Annotated in this window: 18 protein-coding genes; 3 read left to right on the forward strand and 15 right to left on the reverse strand. The window is 71.5% G+C overall.

The features are described 5' to 3' along the window. The first annotated feature begins 314 nt into the window (after nt 1–314). Nucleotides 315–533 carry a hypothetical protein gene (locus tag DBP14_RS30885; protein WP_129310708.1) on the forward strand — a complete coding sequence of 73 codons (219 nt, stop codon included), beginning with the start codon at nt 315–317 and terminating at the stop codon, nt 531–533. Nucleotides 534–616: 83 nt separating this feature from the next. Here the strand turns inward: DBP14_RS30885 and DBP14_RS30890 are convergent, their stop codons facing one another. The 9 genes from DBP14_RS30890 to DBP14_RS30930 all read right to left on the reverse strand — a co-directional run bounded on the left by DBP14_RS30890 (nt 617) and on the right by DBP14_RS30930 (nt 11,691). Next, complete coding sequence (locus DBP14_RS30890) at nt 617–3,802, reverse strand: BTAD domain-containing putative transcriptional regulator (protein WP_241741074.1); 3,186 nt, start codon at nt 3,800–3,802, stop codon at nt 617–619. 335 nt (nt 3,803–4,137) lie between these two features. Beyond that, complete coding sequence (locus tag DBP14_RS30895; RefSeq protein ID WP_129310710.1) at nt 4,138–4,674, reverse strand: isochorismatase family cysteine hydrolase; 537 nt, start codon at nt 4,672–4,674, stop codon at nt 4,138–4,140. Nucleotides 4,675–4,755: 81 nt separating this feature from the next. Next, nucleotides 4,756–5,592, reverse strand: a complete 837-nt coding sequence (locus DBP14_RS30900) for a class II fructose-bisphosphate aldolase (RefSeq protein WP_129310712.1) — start codon at nt 5,590–5,592, stop codon at nt 4,756–4,758. After that, nucleotides 5,573–6,505, reverse strand: coding sequence for a 1-phosphofructokinase family hexose kinase (locus tag DBP14_RS30905; protein ID WP_129310714.1), 933 nt, complete (start codon nt 6,503–6,505; stop codon nt 5,573–5,575). The genes DBP14_RS30900 and DBP14_RS30905 overlap by 20 nt, the downstream gene beginning before the upstream one ends. After that, nucleotides 6,502–7,524 carry an ROK family protein gene (locus DBP14_RS30910; RefSeq protein WP_129310716.1) on the reverse strand — a complete coding sequence of 341 codons (1,023 nt, stop codon included), beginning with the start codon at nt 7,522–7,524 and terminating at the stop codon, nt 6,502–6,504. Before DBP14_RS30910 ends, DBP14_RS30905 begins: the two co-directional genes overlap by 4 nt. Beyond that, nucleotides 7,517–8,467 (reverse strand): sugar isomerase, encoded by a 951-nt coding sequence (locus DBP14_RS30915; protein ID WP_129310718.1) that lies wholly within the window; start codon nt 8,465–8,467, stop codon nt 7,517–7,519. Before DBP14_RS30915 ends, DBP14_RS30910 begins: the two co-directional genes overlap by 8 nt. 76 nt (nt 8,468–8,543) lie before the next feature. Next, nucleotides 8,544–9,449: a carbohydrate ABC transporter permease gene (locus tag DBP14_RS30920; RefSeq protein ID WP_129310720.1), complete on the reverse strand. Its 906-nt coding sequence runs from the start codon at nt 9,447–9,449 to the stop codon at nt 8,544–8,546. After that, nucleotides 9,449–10,381, reverse strand: coding sequence for a sugar ABC transporter permease (locus DBP14_RS30925; RefSeq protein WP_129310721.1), 933 nt, complete (start codon nt 10,379–10,381; stop codon nt 9,449–9,451). The genes DBP14_RS30920 and DBP14_RS30925 overlap by 1 nt, the downstream gene beginning before the upstream one ends. 44 nt (nt 10,382–10,425) lie before the next feature. Beyond that, the gene (locus DBP14_RS30930; protein ID WP_129310723.1) at nt 10,426–11,691 is read right to left on the reverse strand and encodes an extracellular solute-binding protein; all 1,266 of its coding nucleotides are present in this window, start codon (nt 11,689–11,691) and stop codon (nt 10,426–10,428) included. Between the two features lie 157 nt (nt 11,692–11,848). On the opposite strand from DBP14_RS30930, the gene DBP14_RS30935 reads away from it, so the two are divergent. Both DBP14_RS30935 and DBP14_RS30940 read left to right on the forward strand, forming a co-directional pair. Then, on the forward strand, nt 11,849–12,637 hold the full coding sequence (locus DBP14_RS30935; protein ID WP_129310725.1) for a DeoR/GlpR family DNA-binding transcription regulator: 789 nt from the start codon (nt 11,849–11,851) through the stop codon (nt 12,635–12,637). Between the two features lie 144 nt (nt 12,638–12,781). Next, the gene (locus DBP14_RS30940; RefSeq protein ID WP_164992441.1) at nt 12,782–14,575 is read left to right on the forward strand and encodes a ricin-type beta-trefoil lectin domain protein; all 1,794 of its coding nucleotides are present in this window, start codon (nt 12,782–12,784) and stop codon (nt 14,573–14,575) included. A 105-nt stretch (nt 14,576–14,680) separates the two neighbouring features. Here the strand turns inward: DBP14_RS30940 and rocD are convergent, their stop codons facing one another. The 6 genes from rocD to DBP14_RS30970 all read right to left on the reverse strand — a co-directional run bounded on the left by rocD (nt 14,681) and on the right by DBP14_RS30970 (nt 19,863). Next, the gene (gene rocD / locus DBP14_RS30945; RefSeq protein WP_129310729.1) at nt 14,681–15,907 is read right to left on the reverse strand and encodes an ornithine--oxo-acid transaminase; all 1,227 of its coding nucleotides are present in this window, start codon (nt 15,905–15,907) and stop codon (nt 14,681–14,683) included. Next, nucleotides 15,907–16,716 carry a dimethylargininase gene (gene ddaH, locus DBP14_RS30950; RefSeq protein WP_129310731.1) on the reverse strand — a complete coding sequence of 270 codons (810 nt, stop codon included), beginning with the start codon at nt 16,714–16,716 and terminating at the stop codon, nt 15,907–15,909. The genes rocD and ddaH overlap by 1 nt, the downstream gene beginning before the upstream one ends. 164 nt (nt 16,717–16,880) lie before the next feature. Continuing rightward, entirely contained in the window at nt 16,881–17,366 is a 486-nt protein-coding gene (locus tag DBP14_RS30955) for an Lrp/AsnC family transcriptional regulator (protein ID WP_129310732.1), read from the reverse strand. A 46-nt stretch (nt 17,367–17,412) separates the two neighbouring features. Continuing rightward, nucleotides 17,413–17,616 carry a hypothetical protein gene (locus DBP14_RS30960; RefSeq protein WP_164992442.1) on the reverse strand — a complete coding sequence of 68 codons (204 nt, stop codon included), beginning with the start codon at nt 17,614–17,616 and terminating at the stop codon, nt 17,413–17,415. 70 nt (nt 17,617–17,686) lie between these two features. Continuing rightward, nucleotides 17,687–18,634, reverse strand: coding sequence for a cytochrome c oxidase assembly protein (locus DBP14_RS30965; protein ID WP_129310736.1), 948 nt, complete (start codon nt 18,632–18,634; stop codon nt 17,687–17,689). A 203-nt stretch (nt 18,635–18,837) separates the two neighbouring features. Next, nucleotides 18,838–19,863: a 6-phosphofructokinase gene (locus DBP14_RS30970; RefSeq protein WP_129310738.1), complete on the reverse strand. Its 1,026-nt coding sequence runs from the start codon at nt 19,861–19,863 to the stop codon at nt 18,838–18,840. Nucleotides 19,864–19,966: the final 103 nt, after the last annotated feature.

Raw genomic sequence — 19,966 nt, forward strand, 5'->3', positions numbered from 1 at the left:
TTCCTTTCCGGTACGGATCGAGGCGCGTGCCCGGGACGCGAACCAGCCGTCAGCGGGACCTCGCAGCGCCTCCTCGCATCACCCCGGTGCGACTCCATGAGGTTCCGGGCGGAACCCGCTCATGGACGACGGGCGATGGCGCCATCGTGCGGATCCTCGATCTACGTCCGCTGTACGGCGGCTCTACACCGGCGTCCGTGCCCGGCGCCGGCCCCGCCGGCGAGGTGTCCGTAGATCGGACGTAGATCGCCCCGTGCCACGGTGAGAGCGCTTCGGCAGCACGCCGAGCGCCACGGAAGGTGAGGGGACGCAGTATGAACGCCGTGTACATGGCCATCGAGCGCACGATCGGATCCTCGGCCCGGGCCAAGGCACTCGCCTGCCTGGTGAGCGCCCTGGCGGTGGCCGGGCTCCTGCTCGGAACGGCAGCGGCGTCTGCGGGCACGACGGCCCACGGGCGGCAGCACAGCATCGCGGGTGGAGGGATCGACGACTGGAACAACACCGTCTCCGTGCAGCCTGCGATCAGTTAGGGCCTCTCGTGCGGATCATGCCGGGCTCCCGGCCCTGATCCGGCTTGATCCGAACGAAGGAACCCGGGCGACGTACTCCGGCGTCACGAGGCGACGGTTCCGGGTCGCAGGTCGTCCAGCTCACGCAGCAGGGCCGCCACCTGAGCGCCGTCGGGCAGGCCGAGTTCGGCGAAGACCGTGGCGGCCTCCCGCAGCCGGGGCTCCGCCTCCTCGGTCCGCCCCAGGTCGCACAGCGTCCGGGCCAGCGCTACCAGCGCGTGCGCGCGGTCGCGTTCGGCCCGTTCGTCCCCGAGCCGGGCCACCGCCTGTTCGGCCGCGGTCAGCGCGTCCGGGAGGCGGCCCATGGCCCGCAGGGTCTCGGCCAACCGGTACTGAGCCTGCGCCTCCCGGGTCCGTAGCTCCAGCGTCCGGCACATGCCCACGCACTCCAGGTAGCGGTCCACCGCGTCGTCGTACCGGCCCATGCGGTGCATGCACAGGCCCAGGACGGACAACGCGTAGGCCACGCCTTGGTGGTCCGCGGTGGCCCGCAGCTCGGTCAGGGCGCGCTCGCACGCCGCGACGGCTTCTTCGACGCGCCCGCTGTGCAGCCGCGCCAGCGCCGCGTTGACCGTCGTCACCAGCTCACCCGACTGCTGTCCCAGCTCGCGGGACAGCGCGGCGGACTCGTCGAGACGCTCGAGGGCGTTGTCGTAACGGTGCTCCAGGAGGGCCACCAGCCCCGTGTCGTTGAGGGTCTGGCAGAGAATGGCCGTGTCTCCCGTCCGACGGCAGGAGGCCTCGGCGATGGCCAGGTGGTGCTTGGCCAGGGGGAACCGGGTGCTGTGCACCGCGAAGTTCCCGCACAGGAAGTGGGCCCGGCCCACGGTCCGGCGGTCGCCGCGCGCCTGAGCGGCCTCCGCGACGGCCGTGGCCGCCCTGACCAGTTGCTCCCGCTGCAGGTAGGGGCCGAACGCCGTCAGCGCGATCAGCAGGTCGACCGCCGTACGCAGCAGAACGCCGCTGTCCGCCGTTCCCGCCGGTGCGGGGACCCCCGAACCGTCGTGCGCGGAAGAACCCACGCACTCCCGGGCGGCTGTGTGCACGGCGGAGAAGATGCCCTCCGACTCGGCGGCCACCCAGGCGCGGGCGGCCCGCACGTCGTCGAACGACAGCCCGGCCGACCGGCTCGGGCTGAGCGTGGCCGCGACGGCGTCACCGGGGACCGCCCTCTGGAACGCTCTTGCCGCGGTGGCCAGCAGGAAGTCGAGCAACGGCGCCAGCGCCCCCAGGCGCTCGGCCGCCGTCGCCTGTCGTCGGCCGAAGACCCGGAGCAGGTCGTGCAACCGGTAGCGCCCCGGGCGGCGCGTCTCCACGAGGGAGACGTCCACCAGGGACTCCAGGAGTTCCTCGGCCTCTCCCTCGCCCAGCTCCAGTACGGCGGAGGCCGCGGGCAGCCCGATATCGGGTTCGCACACCGCTGCGAGCACCCTGAAGGCCCTGGCCTGCGCCTCGGTCAGCTGTTGGTAGCCCATTTCGAAGACCGCCGCCACGGTCAGGTCCTCCACCCGCAGCGCGCTGAGGCGCAGCGACTCGTCGGCCAGTCGCGCCGACAGCGATGCCGTCCGCCAAGCGGGCCGCGAGGCGAGCCGGGAAGCGACGATCCGGACCGCCAGCGGGAGCAGGCCGCACCTGCGCACCAGTTCCCGGGCGGCCGGCCGGTCCTCGGCGATCCGCTCGGGGCCGGCGATCCGCTCCAGCAGGGCGATCGCCTCGTCCGTGTCGAAACCGGGCAGGGTGACCCGGGCGGAAACCGGCAGACTCCACAGTTTCGACCTGCTGGTGACGAGGACCGTGCAGCCGTCCGACCCCGGAAGCAGGGAGGAGATCTGCGCGGTGTCGCTCACGTCGTCGAGCACGATCAGCGTCCGCCGGCCGCTGAGCAAGGAGCGCAGGAGCGCGGCGCGTTCGTCAGGGCTGTCCGGCACCGACCGCTCCGCCACACCGAGCGCGGTCAGGAAGCCGGCGAGCACGTCGCCGGGATCGGTGGGGGTCGGCTGGCCGCCGCGCATGTCCGCGTACAACTGGCCGTCCGCGAACGACGTGCGCACCGCGTGGGCCGCACGGACCGCCAGCGTGGTCTTCCCGACCCCTCCCATCCCCGTGACCACGACGACCACCGGCCCGTCGGCGTCCCGCGGGACCAATGCCTCGGCCAACTGGTCGAGCACCGCCGCGCGGCCGGTGAAGTCCGCGGGGAAAGGCGGCAGTTGCGCGGGTACGGGCAGCACTCCGGCCCGAGCCCCGCCGGTCGGGTCCGGCGGGGAAGAAGGTGCGCCGGGCTCCCGCGGGTCGGGCCGGCCGCCGTCCTCCCGCGGACGCGCCGGGACACTCGCCCCGTCCACGTCCGGCGTGCCCGCCGACGGCTCCTCGACCGGGGGAGCGGAGCCGGCCTCTGGTCCCGCGGCCCGGTGCCGTGCTTCCCGCCCGGCCCGCACCGGCCGCGGCCGGCCCGGTTCCTCGGCAGGCCCGGCGGACCCGTCGTCGGACAGCAGTTCCTGGAAGAGATGGCGCAGTTCGTGGCTGGGGTCGACGCCCAGTTCGCCGACGAGGTGCCCGCGCAGCCGGTGGTAGGCGGCCAGCGCGTCGGCCGGCCGACCCGCCGCGCGCAGAGCCCGCATGTACAGTGCGTGGAACGGCTCGCGCAGCGGATGAGTACGCGTCAGGGCACCCAGCTCGGAGACCGCCAGAAGGTGGCCGCCCTGCCGCAGCATCACATCGAAGTGCTCCTCCAGCAGAGTGAGCCGCAGTTCCTCGAGTCGGCCGCGCTGCTGCTCCGCATACGGTCCGGGCACACCGATCAGTGGCTCGCCCCGCCACAGGGCGAGGGCCTGCCCGATGCACTCGTCCGCCTCCGTCAGCCGGCCCGACGCACGATGCCGGGCGGCCTGCCCCGTCAGGCACTCCGCCCACAGCGCGTCCACGTCCTGGGGCAGGACGACCAGCCGGTAGCCGTCCCCGACGGACACCAGGGTCCGGGGCCGCGACCTGGGCTCGGCGAAACTCTGCCGCAGTCGCCAGGCATACGTGCGGATGGTCGCCGAGGCCGACGCGGGCGGATCCTCCCCCCAGACCGCGTCGATCAGTTCCACGATCGAGGCCGGGCGCCCGGAGCGCAGCAGCAACGCCGTGAGCATGGCCTGCTGCTGGGGCGACCCGAGCCTGAGGTTCTCCTCCTCCCGCATGGCCCGTAGCTGACCGAGAACGCTGAAGCGAATGTTTTGCGACATGACACCTTTCGCGCCGCGAACCACCTGCTGGATCGCGACGTGTTCACCCGCCCCCCGTGGACGGCAACCGGCCGCCCACCAGTTGGACGTCCTTCGAAGGCGCCCGGTTCACCGCGATTCCTACGGTTGTGGCCCTACACACACGCGAGGTTACGGTCGGCCTCACCCGGGGAGAAAGATTTTCGCCTCGCTTCAGCCTGGCGCCGAGCCCGTGCGCGCAGGAAGCGCGACCGCACTTAGAGATCTCTGCAGCTACTTGAGCAGGTAGGAGAACACGGCTCACCCCTGGAGCCGGTCGGCTGCGCGTGCGCTGTGACCGCGGGCCCGGGACGGCGCTACGCCCACAGTTCGTCGCTGACGCACACGTGCGCGCCCATGTTCCGCTCCATCATGCGGAGCGCGGCGTCGGCGAGATCGGAGTGGATGTGGGCGACCGCGTCGCGGGGCACGGCGACCTGGAAACCGCGGATGTGCGCGTCCAGCGCGGAGTAGAGCACGCACTGCTCCGTCACCTGACCGCACAGGACGAGCCGGTCGACGTCCTGCTCGTGGAGCACGTGGTCGAGCGGAGTCTGGAAGAACGCGGAATGGCGGGCCTTCACGACGAAGAGCGAGGAGTCGTTTGGGCGCAGCGGCCGGACCAGGGCGGCGTGCGGCCCGGAGAGCGCCCGGTCGAGGAGTTCGCCGTGGTGCGAGCGCCACTCCCCGAAGTTGTCGTTGACGTAGATCACGGTGGCCCCGTCGCGCCGGGCCCGTTCGAGGAGCTCCGTCAGCACCGGCACCACGGTCTCCACCGAGGGAAGCAGCAGCTCGGCGTCCGCGTGGTCGTAGGTGTTGATCATGTCGATGACGATCAGCGCGGTCTTGCCCATGCCGCACAGGTTCCCACCGGCCGTCGGCCCAGACGCGCAACCGGGCCGACGATCCGGTGGTCAGCGGTCAGCGGTCAGCGGTCAGCGGCCGGCGAGCACGCCGAGCAGCCGTGCCACCTCGGCCGCGACGGCGTCGCGGGCCGGTCCCAGGTACGTGCGGGGATCGGCGACCCCGGGCGCGGCCGCCAGACGCGCCCGCACCTCGGCGGTGAAGATCTTGTTCAGGTGGGTCGAGATGTTCACCTTCGTCATCCCGGCCGCGACGGCCCTGGCCAGGTCCTCGTCGCCGACGCCTGAGGAGCCGTGCAGGACGAGCGGTACGTCCACGGCCGTGCGCAGGCTCGCGATGAGACCGAGGTCCAGGACGGCGTCGCGGGTGAGCATCGCGTGCGAGCTGCCCACGGCCACCGCCAGCGCGTCCACGCCGGTCGCCCGGACGAACGCCCGGGCCTCCTCGGGGTCGGTGCGCACCCCGGGGGCGTGCGCGCCGTCCTTGCCGCCGACCTCGCCCAGCTCGGCCTCCGCCCACACACCCGCCTCGTGGCAGTGCGCGACGACCTTCCGGGTGGCGGCGAGGTTCTCCTCGTACGGCGACTTCGAGGCGTCGAACATCACCGAGGTGAAGCCGAGCCGGACCGCCTCGTGCACGAGGTCCTCGGACTCCGCGTGGTCGAGGTGGACGGAGACCGGCACGGCCGACCCGCGGGCCAGGGCGAGGGACGCGAGCCCGATCGGGGCGAGGCCCCCGTGGTACCGGGCGGTGTTCTCGCTGATCTGCAGCACCACCGGCAGACCGGCCCGCTCGGCGCCCGCGACGATGGCCTGGGCGTGCTCGATCTGGACGACGTTGAACGCGCCGACGCCCGAGGAAGCGGCCCGCGCGGGTCCGGTGATGCGGTCAGTGGACACGAGGGGCATGGGTTCTCTCCACGGAGACGGTGGTACGGAATTGCTCGTAGACGGCTTGGTCGACCTCTCCGGCGACGGGCCGGGCGACCGCGGCGGCGGACAGGGCGACCGCCTCCGCCAGCGTCCGCTCCCAGGGCCGGCCGAAGTGCAGCCCGGCGGCCAGCGCGGCGACGCACGCGTCCCCGGCGCCGGTCGGGTTGCCGGACACGGTGCGCGGGGGTGCGGCCCGCCAGGTTCCCTCGGGGGTCACGGCGTACAGGCCCTCGGGGCCGCGGGAGGCGACGACGGTCCGGGCACCCCGGGCCCGCAGCGCCCCGGCGGCCGCGGCCACGTCCGGCTCGCCGGTGACCTCGGTCAGCTCGGCCTCGTTCGGCTTGATCACGGTCGGGCCCGCGGACAGCGCGGCGGGCAGCGCCGGGCCGCTGGTGTCCAGCACGGTCGCCGCCCCGGCCTCGCCGCCCAGCCGGACGAGGGTGGCGTAGGCGTCCGTCGGCAGACCGGGCGGCAGGCTGCCGGAGAGGACGACCACGGTCGCCTCGCGCGCCAGCTCGGTGAACCGGCCGACGAAGGACGCCCAGACATCGGGGCCCACCTCGGCGCCGGCCGTGTTGAACACGGTGGCGTCGCCGTCGGCGCGGGAGACGACGGTGACCGTGCGCCGGGAGTCGGCCCACATGGGCACGAGTTCGTCGCGCAGTCCGCTCGCGCGCAGCCCGTCCCGGATGAGTTCGCCGGTGGGGCCGCCCGCGAGCCCGGTGACGGTGACGGGGACGTCCAGCGCGGCCAGCACCGACGCCACGTTGACGCCCTTGCCGCCGGCGCGCTGGTGGGTCGTGCGGACCCGGTGCGAGGAGTTCGGCACCAGGGCGTCGACGACATAGGTGACGTCCAGTGCGGCGTTCAGTGTCACGGTGAGGATCACGGCCGGGTCACTTCCTGTCGCTCTCTCCCGGCGCCGGGTCCGGCGGCGGGTCCGGCAGCGGGTTCCGCGCCAGGTCCGGCGGCGGGGTCGTGACCCACGGCCTGCCAGGCGAGGAGGCCGGCGCCCAGGCAGCCGGCTCGGTCGCCCAGCCCGGCGCGGACCACCGAGGGCCGCGCCTGGAACGTCAGCCGCCGCTCCAGGCGTGCACGCAGCGGGGACAGCAGCAGCTCCCCCGCCTCGGCCAGCCCGCCGCCGACGACGATCCGCTCCGGCGCGAGCACCGTGCTGAGCAGGGCGAACGCCGCGGCGAGCGCGTCGGTGGCCGTGTCCCACACGGCCACCGCGTCGGGGTCCCGCCGCGTCACCAGCGCCGCGACCTCGGCGGCCCCGGTGACGCGACGCCCGGAACGCGCGGTGTAGGCGGCGGCGACGGCGGTGGCGGAGGCGACGGTCTCCAGACAGCCCCGGGAGCCGCAGGCACAGGCCCGGCCGTCCGGATCGACGACGACATGGCCAAGTTCGCCCGCGTGACCGAGGCCCCGCAGCACACGGCCGCCGGAGACGAGGGCGGCGGCGATGCCGGTGCCGACCGGTACGAACACCACGTCGGAGATACCGCGCGCGGCCCCCACCCGGGACTCGGCGAGCCCGCCGGCCCGCACATCGTGCCCGAGGACGACCGGTCGTCCCAGGGCCTCGCCGAGCCGCTCCGCGAGCGGCAGGTCACGCCAGCCGATGTTGGCCGCGTGCACGGCGAGACCGGCGGATTCGTCGACGACGCCGGGGACGACCACCGCCGCGTGGCGCACGGAGTGGCCGAGGCCCTCCGCGCGCTCGGCGAGCCGGACCAGCGCGGCGGCGATCGCGGCCACCACGGCGCCGGGACCGGCGTGCCGGGGCGTCGGCAGGTGCAGGAGCGTGAGCGGCGAGAGCGTACGGTCCAGCAGCGCGCCCTTCATCGCCGTGCCGCCGACGTCGAGCGCGATCACGCAGTCGGCCGGAGCCGTCGCGTCAGCCATCGCTGTTCCCGAGGATCACGGAGCGGGTCAGGTTGCGGGGGCGGTCCGGGTCCAGTCCGCGGGCCTCGGCGACGAGGACGGCCAGGCGCTGGGCGCGGACCAGGTCGGCCAGCGGGTCCAGGCCGCCCGCCGCCTCGTCCGAGCGGGCGACGAACGTGCCGCCCACCCGCTCCACGTCGCCCGCCAGCCCCTTCGGCACCGGGCCGAACACCCAGGTGACGCGGCCGGGGCCGGTGATGCTGATCGGCCCGTGCCGGTACTCCATGGCCGGGTACGACTCGGTCCAGGCGCCCGCGGCCTCACGCATCTTCAGCGCGGCCTCCTGCGCCAGGCCGTAGGTCCAGCCGGTGCCGAGGAACGTGAACTGCCCGGCGCCGGTCAGCTCCGCGCCCAACGGCTCGGCGAGCGCCGTCTCCGCGTCGGCGACGGCCTGCTCGACCGGGCGCACGTGCACCGGCAGGGCGCCCTCGGCCTCCAGGTGGGCGCGGAGCAGCACCAGCGCGCCGGTGGCGAACCGGGTCTGGACGACCGACCGCTCGTCGGCGTAGTCCAGGACGGCGACCGCGTCGGCCAGGCGCATGACGGGCGTGGCGGGGTCGGCGGTGAGCGCGGCGGTGGGCACCTTGCCCCTCAGCGCGCCGAGCACGTCCAGCACCTCGGTCGTCGTACCGGACCGGGAGATCGCCACCACGCGGTCGTAGGAGCGGTCGCGGGGGAACTCCGAGGCGGCGAACGCGTCGGTCTCGCCGTGCCCGCCGGTCTCCCGCAGCACCGCGTAGGCGTGGGCCATGAACCACGAGGTTCCGCACCCGATGACGGCGACGCGCTCACCGCGCCGGGGGAGGACCTCCGGGAGGGCGGCGCCGGCCGCGGCGGCCCGGCGCCAGACGCCGGGCTGCGAGGCGATCTCGGCCGAGGTGAGGGAGGTGTCCTGGGAGGACATGGGCAGGGGTCCCTTCCTGTGGGAGAGGAGCGGGCGCCCGCGGGAGGGGGATCGCGCGGGGCCGTACGGACGGGTGCTACTTGACGGATCCGGCCGTCAGGCCGGAGACCACCTTGCGCTCGATGAGGGCGAAGAGGACGACGACCGGCACGATGGCGATCACCGAGCCGGCGAAGAGGTAGTTCCACTGCACGGTGTAGTTGCCGATGAAGCTGTTGATGCCGACGGTGAGCGGCTGGCTCTCCGGGACGGTCGAGAGGGTCAGGCCCATCACGAACTCGTTCCAGGCGGCGATGAAGGTGAAGATCATCGCGGTGACCACGCCGGGCAGCGCCAGCGGCAGCGTGATCCGGACCAGGGCGCCGACGCGGCTCAGCCCGTCGATCATCCCGGACTCTTCCAGGGCGACCGGGATGGAGCCGATGTAGGCCGTCAGGATCCAGATGGCGAACGCCAGGTTGAACGCGGCGTTGCACAGGACCAGCGTCCACGCCGAGTTGAGCATGCCGAACTGGTAGAACTCGCGGTACAGGCCCACCAGCAGGGACGTCGGCTGGAACATCTGGGTGACCAGGACCAGCAGCAGGAACAGCTTGCGGCCGCGGTAGCGGGTCCGGGCCGTGTAGTACGCGGCGGGCAGCGCGACCAGCAGGACCAGCAGGGTGGAGCCGAAGGCGACGAGCAGGGTCACCCGCAGGTTCGCGCCGAGGTTCGACTCGTGCCAGACGTCGATGAAGTTCGACCAGGCGAAGTGGTCCGGCAGATACGACGGATCGCGCAGTTCGTCGGCCGGCCGGAGCGCCGTGATCACCATCTCGGCGTACGGCAGGAGGAAGACGGCGGCGAGCAGCCAGGCCACGGAGGCGATGACGAGCGTGCGCGGGCGCGGTCCACGGCGTGGCCGGGAGGCGGCCCGCGCCTTCGGTGTGCTGCGGTTCGCCGCGGCGGTGCGGGCCGCGGGGGCGGCGGTCTGCTGGGCCATCAGCTCTCCTCCTCGTTCCAGCGGCCGGCCTTCAGGAACGCGACCACCATGATCACGACCAGGGCGAAGTTGACGACGGACATCGCCGCGGACTCGCCGATGTCGGAGTCCTTGAGCTGGTACATGAAGACCGTGGTGGTGGCCGTGTCACTGGCCGGACCGCCGTGGGTCATGCTCCAGATGACCGGGAACGAGTTGAAGACGTTGATCAGGTTGATGACCACGCCCACCAGGAACGCCGGGCGCAGCAGCGGGAGCGTGATCCGCCAGTAGGTCTGCCAGGTGCCGGTGCCGTCCACCCGTGCGGCCTCGTACACCTCCTCCGGCACGGTCTGCAGACCGGCCAGCAGGGTGTACGTCGTGAACGGCAGGGAGACGAAGACGGCGACGAACATCATCCACGGCCAGGCCGTGCTGGGCTCGCCGAGCCAGTCCTTGGGACCGTCGATCAGGCCGAGGTCGGTCATCAGAGTGTTCAAGACGCCGGCGGTCTGGTTCAGCATCCACTTGAAGCCGATGGCCGTCATGACCACGGAGGCCGCCCAGGGGGCGATGAGCGCCCAGCGGGTGACGCGGCGGCCGGGGAACCTCTGGTTGAACAGCTGGGCCAGCGCCAGCGAGACCACCATGGTCACCGCCACGACGACCAGCGTCCAGACGACGGTGGCCAGCAGCACGGAGGACAGCGAGGACTCGTCGAAAAGCTTCTCGTACTTGCCGAATCCGGCCGAGCCGCGGACGAATCCGCTGATGCTGATGCGCAGGAACGAGGTCCGCACCATCTCGACGACGGGCCAGACGACGACCAGCAGGATGAGCAGGACGGCGGGGCCGATCCAGGGGAGCGGTCCGAGCCGGGCGAACCCGGAGCGCCGGGGCGTGCCGGCGCTCCGGGCGCCGCGGGCCGGCGAGGTGGACGAGTGGGTGGACACGAGGACCTTCCGGTGTCTGCGGTCGTGCGGGGTGGACGAGCGGACTACTGGTCGGCCTTGGCGGCCTCGGCCGACTTCTGCAGGTCGCCCAGGACCTTCGCGGGGTCGCCGTCGACCGCAGTGCCGCCGTTCTTCTTGATCTCGGCGGAGACGGCGTCCCAACTGGTGTCGCCCAGCGGGTAGAAGACGGCGTCCGGCAGCTGGGCGAAGAACGGCTTCAGGTCGTCGTGCTTGCCGTTCGACCGCATCTCGGCCAGCGTGTCCTCGGTGACCGGCATCAGGTTGTAGGTCTCGTCGAACTTGAGCGTGTTCTCCTTGGAGTACGCGAAGTCGAGGAACTTCCTGATCTGCGCCTGGTGGCCATTGTCCTTGAACGCCATCATCCAGTCGGCGACACCGAGCGTGGACTTCAGCGGGCCGGTCCTGCCCGGGATGGGCGCGGTGCCGTAGTCGATCTTGCCGTCCTTCGCCATCTGGATCAGGGACGGGTGGCCGTTGAGCATCGCGGCCTTGCCGGCGGCGAAGTCCGCGAAGGCGGTCTTGCGGTCGGTGGTGGCGGGGTGGGCGTAGGTCAGGCCGGGGTCGACGAGGTTGGACTTCAGCCACTTGAACGTATCGATGTTCTGGGGGCTGTTCAGCGTGTACGCGCCGGAGGAGTCGGTGTAGCCGCCGCCGTTGCCCAGCTCCCAGATGAGGCTCTCGCCCTGGGCCTCCTCGGGGCCGAGCGGCAGCGCGTACGGCGTGACCCCGGGGACCTTCGCCTTGATCTTCTCGGCGTCGGCCTTCAACTCGGCCCAGTTCTGCGGCGCCTTGGCGATCCCGGCCTTCTTGAAGATCGCCTTGTTGTAGAACAGGGTGCGCGACGAGGACACGAACGGGATGCCGTACTGGACCCCCTTGACCTCGCCCGCCTTCGCGAAGCTGTCGATCAGGTCGGCCTGGGTTCCCACCGACAGCACGTCGTCCGCCTTGTACAGCAGGTCGTCGGAGACCTTGTCGGCGTAGCCGCCCGTCTGGAGGACGTCGGGCATGTTGCCGCTCTGGATCATCGTCTTGACCTGGGCGTCGATGTCGTTCCAGTTGATGACCTGGACGTCCACCCTGATCTTGGGGTTGGCGGCGGTGAACCTCTTCGCCACGTCCTTCCAGTAGAGCGTGGAGCTGTTGGACGCCTTGTCGCCGTAGTCCGCGGCGACCAGCTTGAGCGTCACGGTGCCGTCCGCCGATCCGCTCCCGCCGCCACCACAGGCGGAGAGGGTGAGCGCGCCCACCGCGCAGGCGACGGACAGGGCGAGTACGCGCTTGTTCATGGCAAAGACCGCCTCTTTCACGAACCGGTAGTGGTCCCTGCTGGGGGACTGATGCACGAACGGTGGCCCACATGCGCAGTTGATGTCAAGAGTTGTTTGTTTCTCGCGACTTCCATGCATGATTGAGCAAGCCACCCGTTCGTGAGGAGTTCAGACCATGTCCAAGCCCGACCGCTGGAACGCCCTGATGGAGCTGATGGCCGCCCATGGGCGGGTGGATGTGGAGGAAGCCGCGGTCGCGCTCGACGTCTCCACCGCCACGATCCGCCGTGACCTCGACGAACTCGCCGAGCAGCAGATGCTGGTGCGCACCCGCGGGGGCGCGATCGCCCACGGGGTCTCCTACGAACTGCCGCTGCGCTACAAGTCGTCCCGCCACGCGTCCGAGAAGCAGCGCATCGCGGCCGCCGCCGCCGACCTGGTCGGCGAGGGCGCGGTGGTCGGACTCAACGGCGGCACCACCACCACGGAGGTCGCCCGCACCCTCGCGGTCCGCGCCGGCGGGCTGGAGGCCGGCGGCACATCACCCGCGCTCACCGTGGTGACCAACGCGCTGAACATCGCCGGCGAACTCGCCGTACGGCCGCAGATCAAGATCGTGACCACCGGCGGAGTGGCCCGGCCGCAGAGCTTCGAACTGGTCGGCCCGCTGACCACCGGGGTCCTCGACGAGGTCGTCCTCGACGTGGCGGTGCTGGGCATCGACGGGATGGACGCGCACCTGGGGATCATGGCCCACCAGGAGGACGAGGCCGGCGTCAGCAGGCGCTTCGCCGAGCGGGCGCACCGGGTCGTGGTCGTCGCGGACTCCTCGAAGCTCGGGCGGCGCGCCTTCGCCCGCATCTGCGGTCTCGACCGGGTCGACACGCTGGTCACGGACGCCCGGATGTCCGGCGAGATGACGGACCGCCTGACGGAGGCGGGCGTCAGGGTGACCGCCGTCTGACCGAACGGTCACCCGCCGGCTCTTGACGTGCCCCTCGGCTTGGCGCACTCTTTGGCGGAACCTGCGCGATGCTGCATGGAATCAATCACATTCTTGCAAAGCTTCCCTCGCGCATCCCTCTCGCTCCTCTTCCTGGAGACCCCCATGAGACGGCGCCAACTGGCCGGTACGGCCGCAGCTGCCGCGGTGATCGCCGCCGGCACCCTGTTCATCGCACCGACCACGGCACAGGCGGACCCGGTGGCCGCCAACACGAGCACCCCCATCGGCGTCAAGCCCATGATGGGCTTCAACGACTGGGCCCGGTTCACCTGTCAGGCCCAGGCCCGGCTGGACGGAACGACGGACGGCTACTCCTTCCAGCAGTTCATGGAGGACCAGGCCGAGGCCATGAAGGACACCGGCCTCGTCGCGGCCGGCTACAAGAACCTCACCGTCGACGACTGCTGGATGCAGCGCACCTCGGCCGGCTACCTGCACGGAGCCACCCACTGGGGCAGCAGCAGCCAGCCCGGCTTCGACTACGAACTCACCGGCTACGCCGACCACCTGCACAGCCTCGGCATGGACGCCGGCCTCTACACCACCTCCGGCGCCAACACCTGCCAGGGCGTCCCCGGCGGCATCATGGGGCACGAACAGGCCGACGCCGACTCGCTGGCGTACTGGGGCATCGACTCGATCAAGGTCGACAACTGCGGCACCACCTACGACAACCGCCAGGCGGAGCTGACGAAGTTCGCGAAAGCCCTGGACACCGCCACCGCGAACAAGACCCGCAAGATCCTCCTAAACGAGTCCGCACCCGCCGGCGCCGGGCCCGGCTCGTCCGAGAAGTACGACGAGATGGACTGGGTCCGCGGCCTCGGCCAGATGTGGCGCATCGGCCCGGACATCTCCGTCTGGCACGCCAACACCAGCAACGCCTGGAACTGGCCGCACGGCGGCGACTACTACGAGGGCGGCGTCTACCAGAACTTCCTCGACGACGTCCCCCTCGCCCGCTACAACAGCCCCGGCAACGTCAACGACGCCGACATGCTGCTGATCGGCGACAACAACCAGCTCACCCTGCCCGAGCAGCGCACCCAGTTCGCCGTCTGGTCGGCGCTGGGCTCCCCGCTCATGCTCAGCACCGACGTGCGCAAGATGGCCGCCGACCCGACGGCGTACGCCGAGCAGCTCGCCATCCTGAAGAACCAGGACATCATCGGCGTCGACCAGGACGACCTCGGCGCGGGCGGCTACCTCGTCGCCCACACCCCGTCGGCCACCTCCGGCATCGACGTCGTCGTCAAGCCGCTCGCCGGCGGCAAGCGGGCCGTGGTCGTCGTCAACAAGAACGCCTCGGCCACCACCTACCGGCTCGACCTCGGCAAGGTCGGCTTCGGCAACCTCGGCTGCACGCGGACCGCCCGTGACCTGTGGAAGCACACGAACACCGGCGTGACCGACTCGATCACGGCGACGATCGGCTCCCACGACAACGTGATGTACACGATCGACCCCGGCACCTGTGGCGGGGCCACCCCGACCGGGCAGATCCAGCCGCCGCAGACCGGCTTCCAGCACGAGGCCCTCTGCCTGGACGCCTACGGCTCGACGGCCGGCAGCAAGGTCGCCCTGTACGACTGCCACGGCGGCGACAACCAGGCCTGGATCCGCAACGCCAACGGCACCATCGCCAACTACCGGAGCAAGTCCCTGTGCCTGTCCGGTGACGGCACCGGCCTGACGCTGGCGAACTGCGACGCGTCCGACGCCAAGCAGGTGTGGAGCTATAACCGGGCGGGGCAGCTGCGCAGCAACGGCGTCTGTCTGGACGTCAACGGGGGTGCCGTCGGCGACAAGAGCGCCGCCGTCACCACCTACACCTGCGGCGCGCACCAGCCCAACCAGACCTGGAGCGCCCCCTTCGCCACCCCTCCCGCCGCCTGAGAGGACGAGGCACGCGGCCACCACGGCCGAACGGCGTCCGTCGACGGACCACTCCGCCGACGGGCGCCGTCCCGCGTCTCACGACGCCCGGTCTCACGCCCCGGGTCAGCCGCTCGCGCCGAGCACCTTCTCCAGCGAGGCCAGCGCCGAGCGCAGTTCCTCGGCCGTGATCGTCAGCGGCGGGGCCAGCCGGATCGTCGAGCCGTGCGTGTCCTTGACGAGGATCCCCTCCCGCATCAGCCGTTCGCTGATCTCGCGGCCCGTACCGATGGCCGGGTCGACGTCGACACCCGCCCACAGCCCGCGCGAGCGGAAGCCGACCACGCCCTTGCCGACCAGCTCGGTCAGCCCGCCGCGCAGGATCACGCCGAGCTCGGCCGCCCGCCGCTGGTACTCGCCGGTCTCCAGCAGTTCGACCACCGCCGTGCCCACCGCCGCGGCCAGCGGGTTGCCGCCGAACGTGGAGCCGTGCTCGCCCGGGTGCAGCACACCCAGCACCTCGCGCCGGGCCACCACTGCCGACACCGGCACGATGCCGCCGCCCAGCGCCTTGCCGAGCAGCAGCACGTCCGGGACGACGTCCTCGTGCTCGACGGCGAGGGTGCGGCCCGTGCGGCCGAGTCCGGACTGGATCTCGTCCGCGATGAACAGGCAGCCCTTGCGCCGGGTCAGCTCCCGCACCCCCGCGAGGTAGCCCTCGTCCGGGATGATGACGCCGGCCTCGCCCTGGATCGGCTCGATCAGCACCGCGGCCGTCGTCTCGTCGACCGCCTCCTCCAGCGCGGCCAGGTCGTTGTAGGGCACGATTTTGAAGCCGGGCGTGAACGGCCCGAAGCCGGCCCGGGCCGTCTCGTCCGTGGAGAAGCTCACGATGGTCGTCGTACGGCCGTGGAAGTTCTCCGCCGCGACGACGATCGTTGCCCGGTCGGCGGGGACGCCCTTCACGTCGTACGCCCATTTGCGGGCCACCTTGATGCCGCTCTCCACCGCCTCCGCGCCGGTGTTCATCGGCAGCACCATCTCCAGGCCGGTCAGCTCCGCGAGCCGCTCGGCGAACTCGGCGAGCCGGTCGTTGTGGAAGGCGCGGGAGGTCAGCGTCAGCCGGTCGAGCTGCTCGTGGGCCGCCTGGACCAGCGCCGGGTGCCGGTGGCCGAAGTTGAGGGCCGAGTAGCCGGCCAGCATGTCGAGGTAGCGGCGGCCGTCGACGTCCTCCACCCAGGTGCCCTCGGCGCCGGCGACGACCACGGGCAGCGGGTGGTAGTTGTGTGCGAGGACCGGCTCCTCCGCACGGATCAGGTCGGCGGACGTGCGCGTGCGCGCGGGTGCGGTCATCAGCGGATCTCCTGGGTGCAGCACTTGATGCCACCGCCGGCCTTGTGGAACTCCGACAGGTCGACGGGGACGGGGACGTAACCTTGGCCGGCCAGGCGCTCGGCCAGCGCCTCGGCCCGGGGGGCGATGAAGACGTGGCGGCCGTCGGACACCGAGTTCAGCCCGAACGCCATCGCGTCGTCGCGGGTGGCGAGCACGGCGTCCGGGTACAGCCGCCTCAGCACCTCGCGGCTCCCGGGCGAGAAGGCCTCCGGGTAGTACACGATGTTGTCGTCGTCCAGCACGAACAGCGCCGTGTCCAGGTGGTAGAAGTACGGGTCCACCAGGGTCAGGCTGACCACGGGATGGCCGAGGAACTCCTGTGCCTCGCGATGGGCCTCACGGGAGGTGCGGAACCCGGTGCCGGCGAGCACGTAGCGGCCGGTCCAGACCAGGTCGCCCTCGCCCTCGGACACCGACTCCGGCCGGTGGACGTCGTAGCCCGCCGCCTTGAACCAGGTGTCGTAGTGGAGCGACTCCGGACGCCGCTCGGGCGCGTGGAACAGGGAGCCGAAGACCCGGCCGCCGACCATGAACGCCGCGTTCGCGGAGAAGACCATGTCCGGCAGGTCCGGCGCCGGCTCGACCGCCTCGACGGTATGGCCGTGGGAGCGGTAGGCGCCGATCAGCGCCTGCCACTGCTCCTGGGCGAGGTCCACGTCGACGGGTGTGTCGGGATGCATCCAGGGATTGATCGCGTACTGCACGGCGAAGTGTCTGGGTTCGCAGACCAGGAAGCGCCGAGCGCGCGGCACACGACGTTCGAGCACAGAGGGTTCCCTCCGCTTTCTGTGTGTCACCAAGGGGTGACACCAACGGTAAGAACCCGGGCCGGGCCGCGACAAGAAAGGAATACTGCGCACCTGCGCAGGATTGCTGCGTCTTCGCGGGACGGGACGCAGGACTTCTGCGCATCGTGCGGTTCAGCCCGAGGTCATTGCGGTGCGGCCTGCGTGGCCCCCGCCTCCGGACTGTCCGGCAGCAGGTGGGACAGCACCATCACGCTGATCGTCTTGCGGATGAACGGCTCGGCGCGGATCCGCTCCAGCACCTCCTCGAAGTGCTCCACGTCCCGCGCCCGCACGTGCAGCAGCGCGTCCGCGCCGCCGGTCACCGTCATGGCCGCCGTGATCTCCGGATGATTGCGGACCACCCCCGCGAGCCGCCGGGGCGGGGCCGCGCCCTCGCAGTACACCTCGACGTACGCCTCCGTGCGCCAGCCCAGCGCCGAGGGCTGCACCGTCGCGGTGAACCCGGTGATCACCTCTGTCTCCCGCAGCCGGTCCACGCGCCGCTTCACCGCGGTGGACGACAGCCCGATCGCGGCACCGATCTCGGCGAAGCTGGTCCTGGCGTTCGCCATCAGGGCGTTGACGATCCTCCGGTCGAGATCGTCGAACGAGACGTTCCTGCTGTTCATGCGGGCACTGTAGTGACCCCGGGCCGGACTGGTCGCGCGGACCGCCCTACGACTGGGTGACGACCATGGCGAGCGTCAGCAGTCCCAGCACCACCCAGCCGAACCACAGCCAGCCGTTGCTGCCGAACGCGACCGTGTAGGCCGTCACGACGACGAGCCCGCCGACGGTCAGCGCCCCCATCGTCTTGGTGGAACCGTGCGTGGAGCCGTGCGTGGAGCCGTGCAGAGAACCGTTCGTGGAACCGGGCATCGCGACACCCTCCTCATGGGCCGACCCCACCATGGTGCCGCGACTCCCGCCCCAAGGGCATACCCCGTACTCAGCCCTCGCGCGCGCGGAGCGCGGCCAGATAGGCGTTGTACGCCTCCAGCTCCTTGTCACCGTCCCGGTCGGCGGCCCGGTCCTTGCGCTTGGCCTGCCGCTGCTCGGAGCCGTACCACTGGAACAGCAGCGCGATCAGCACCAGCACCGAGGGGACCTCGCTGAACGCCCAGGCGATGCCGCCGGCCGCGTTCTGGTCGGCCAGCGCGTCGATGCCGAGCGAGGCCGACGGGTGCTTGAAGGTCTCCACCATCGGCGTCGACGCCATCATCAGCGCGATACCGAAGAACGCGTGGAACGGCATGCCCGCGAACAGCTCCAGCATCCGCATCAGGTACCCGGGCCGGTGCGGGCCCGGGTCGACGCCGATGATCGGCCAGAAGAACACCACACCCACGGCGAGGAAGTGCACCATCATCGCCACGTGCCCGGCCTTCGACCCCATCAGCAGGTCGAACAGGGGAGTGAAGTACAGCCCGTACAGGCTCGCGATGAACAGCGGGATCGTGAACACCGGGTGGGTGATGATCCGCATGTACCGGCTGTGCAGCAGCGCCAGCAGCAGCTCACGCGGCCCCTTGCGGCCCTTCCCGGCGGTCGGCAGCGCCCGCAGCGCGAGCGTGACCGGGGCGCCGAGCAGGATCAGGATCGGCGACAGCATGCTGATCACCATGTGCTGCACCATGTGCACGCTGAACATGACCATGCCGTAGTCGTTCAGCCTGGTGCACATCATCAGGGCGACGGTCAGCACGCCGATGACGTACGACACCGTACGGCCCACCGGCCAGGCGTCTCCCCGCCGCACCAGCCGCACCACACCCCACGCGTACAGCCCGAGCCCGAGCAGACAGCCGACGAGGAAGAACGGATCCGCCGACCACTGGAGCCCCCGTCCCAGCGTGAACGGCGGCAGATCCATCACCATGCCGTGCCCGTGATCCATCCACCGGCTCCATTTCGAGGGGGGTTGCGCGACTTGTCCGCCCCAAGACTAGAACCAGCTCCGCTCCCCTCTTCGACCGGGTCCCGCTTCAGCGCCCCCAAAGGGGCGCGGGGCTGTATCGGTGTGCGGCTCCGCCGCGTGGGCGCGAACAACCACGACGCACCCGCACCCGGCAACGAAACGGAACCCCTACGGCGCGCCCCCTAAAGAACGCACTCCGCTTCCTCATACCGCGCGGCCGGCACGGTCTTGAGAGACTCCACTGCCTCCGCCAGCGGCACCATCACGATCTCGGTCCCCCGCAACGCGGTCATCCCCCCGAACTCCCCCCGATGCACCGCCTCCACCGCATGCCACCCGAACCGCGTCGCCAGCACCCTGTCGTACGCCGTCGGCGTCCCACCCCGCTGCACGTGCCCGAGGATCACCGGCCGGGCCTCCTTGCCGAGCCGGTGCTCCAGCTCGACCGACAGCTGCCGCGCGATCCCCGCGAAGCGCTCGTGGCCGTAGATGTCCTTGCCACCCTCGTCGAACTCCATGGAGCCGGGCCGGGGCTTGGCGCCCTCCGCCGCGACGACGATCGCGAACCGCTTGCCCGCCTCGAACCGCGCGCCGACCTTCCGGGCCAACTCGTCGATGTCGAAGGGCCGTTCGGGTACGACGATGGCGTGGGCGCCGGCCGCCATGCCGGAGTGCAGGGCGATCCAGCCGGTGTGCCGGCCCATGACCTCCACGATCAGCATGCGCTGGTGGGACTCGGCGGTGGTCTTCAGCCGGTCCAGGGCCTCCGTGGCGACGCCCACCGCGGTGTCGAAACCGAAGGTGACGTCGGTGACGGCGATGTCGTTGTCGATGGTCTTGGGCACGCCCACGATGGGCAGCCCGTTGTCCGACAGCAGGCGGGCCGCCTTCAGGGTGCCCTCGCCGCCGATCGGGATGATCGCGTCCAGGCCGAGCTCGGCGACGTGCCCCCGGGCCCGCTCCACGCCGTCCCGCAGATGCTCGGGACGGACCCGGGAGGAGCCGAGGATGGTGCCGCCGCGGGCCAGGATGCCGCCCACGGCGTCCAGGTCGAGCTTCAGATAGTCGCACTCCAGGAGGCCCTTCCAGCCGTCCCGGAATCCGATGACCTCGTCGCCGTGGTCGACGACGGCGCGGTGCACGACGGACCGGATGACGGCGTTCAGGCCGGGGCAGTCGCCGCCTGACGTGAGGACACCAATGCGCATAGCCCGATTTACCTTCTCAACGTGGGCCGGAAAAACCGGACCACGTCGTCCGGCGGGTTCCCGGCCACCCTACCGGCGTGAGGGGGTGGGTCCGTAGCGGGCG

The sequence above is a fragment of the Streptomyces sp. L2 genome (genome assembly GCF_004124325.1).
Classification (GTDB): domain Bacteria; phylum Actinomycetota; class Actinomycetes; order Streptomycetales; family Streptomycetaceae; genus Streptomyces.

Coding starts and splice junctions, on each gene's coding strand:
- DBP14_RS30935 (WP_129310725.1), top strand. CDS start 11,849: ATGTCCAAGCCCGACCGCTGGAACGCCCTGATGGAGCTGATGGCCGCC.
- DBP14_RS30970 (WP_129310738.1), bottom strand. CDS start 19,863: ATGCGCATTGGTGTCCTCACGTCAGGCGGCGACTGCCCCGGCCTGAAC.
- DBP14_RS30965 (WP_129310736.1), bottom strand. CDS start 18,634: ATGGATCACGGGCACGGCATGGTGATGGATCTGCCGCCGTTCACGCTG.
- DBP14_RS30920 (WP_129310720.1), bottom strand. CDS start 9,449: ATGGCCCAGCAGACCGCCGCCCCCGCGGCCCGCACCGCCGCGGCGAAC.
- DBP14_RS30960 (WP_164992442.1), bottom strand. CDS start 17,616: ATGCCCGGTTCCACGAACGGTTCTCTGCACGGCTCCACGCACGGCTCC.
- DBP14_RS30890 (WP_241741074.1), bottom strand. CDS start 3,802: ATGTCGCAAAACATTCGCTTCAGCGTTCTCGGTCAGCTACGGGCCATG.
- rocD (WP_129310729.1), bottom strand. CDS start 15,907: ATGACCGCACCCGCGCGCACGCGCACGTCCGCCGACCTGATCCGTGCG.
- DBP14_RS30910 (WP_129310716.1), bottom strand. CDS start 7,524: ATGGCTGACGCGACGGCTCCGGCCGACTGCGTGATCGCGCTCGACGTC.
- DBP14_RS30895 (WP_129310710.1), bottom strand. CDS start 4,674: ATGGGCAAGACCGCGCTGATCGTCATCGACATGATCAACACCTACGAC.
- DBP14_RS30915 (WP_129310718.1), bottom strand. CDS start 8,467: ATGTCCTCCCAGGACACCTCCCTCACCTCGGCCGAGATCGCCTCGCAG.
- DBP14_RS30940 (WP_164992441.1), top strand. CDS start 12,782: ATGAGACGGCGCCAACTGGCCGGTACGGCCGCAGCTGCCGCGGTGATC.
- DBP14_RS30900 (WP_129310712.1), bottom strand. CDS start 5,592: ATGCCCCTCGTGTCCACTGACCGCATCACCGGACCCGCGCGGGCCGCT.
- DBP14_RS30885 (WP_129310708.1), top strand. CDS start 315: ATGAACGCCGTGTACATGGCCATCGAGCGCACGATCGGATCCTCGGCC.
- DBP14_RS30955 (WP_129310732.1), bottom strand. CDS start 17,366: ATGAACAGCAGGAACGTCTCGTTCGACGATCTCGACCGGAGGATCGTC.
- DBP14_RS30930 (WP_129310723.1), bottom strand. CDS start 11,691: ATGAACAAGCGCGTACTCGCCCTGTCCGTCGCCTGCGCGGTGGGCGCG.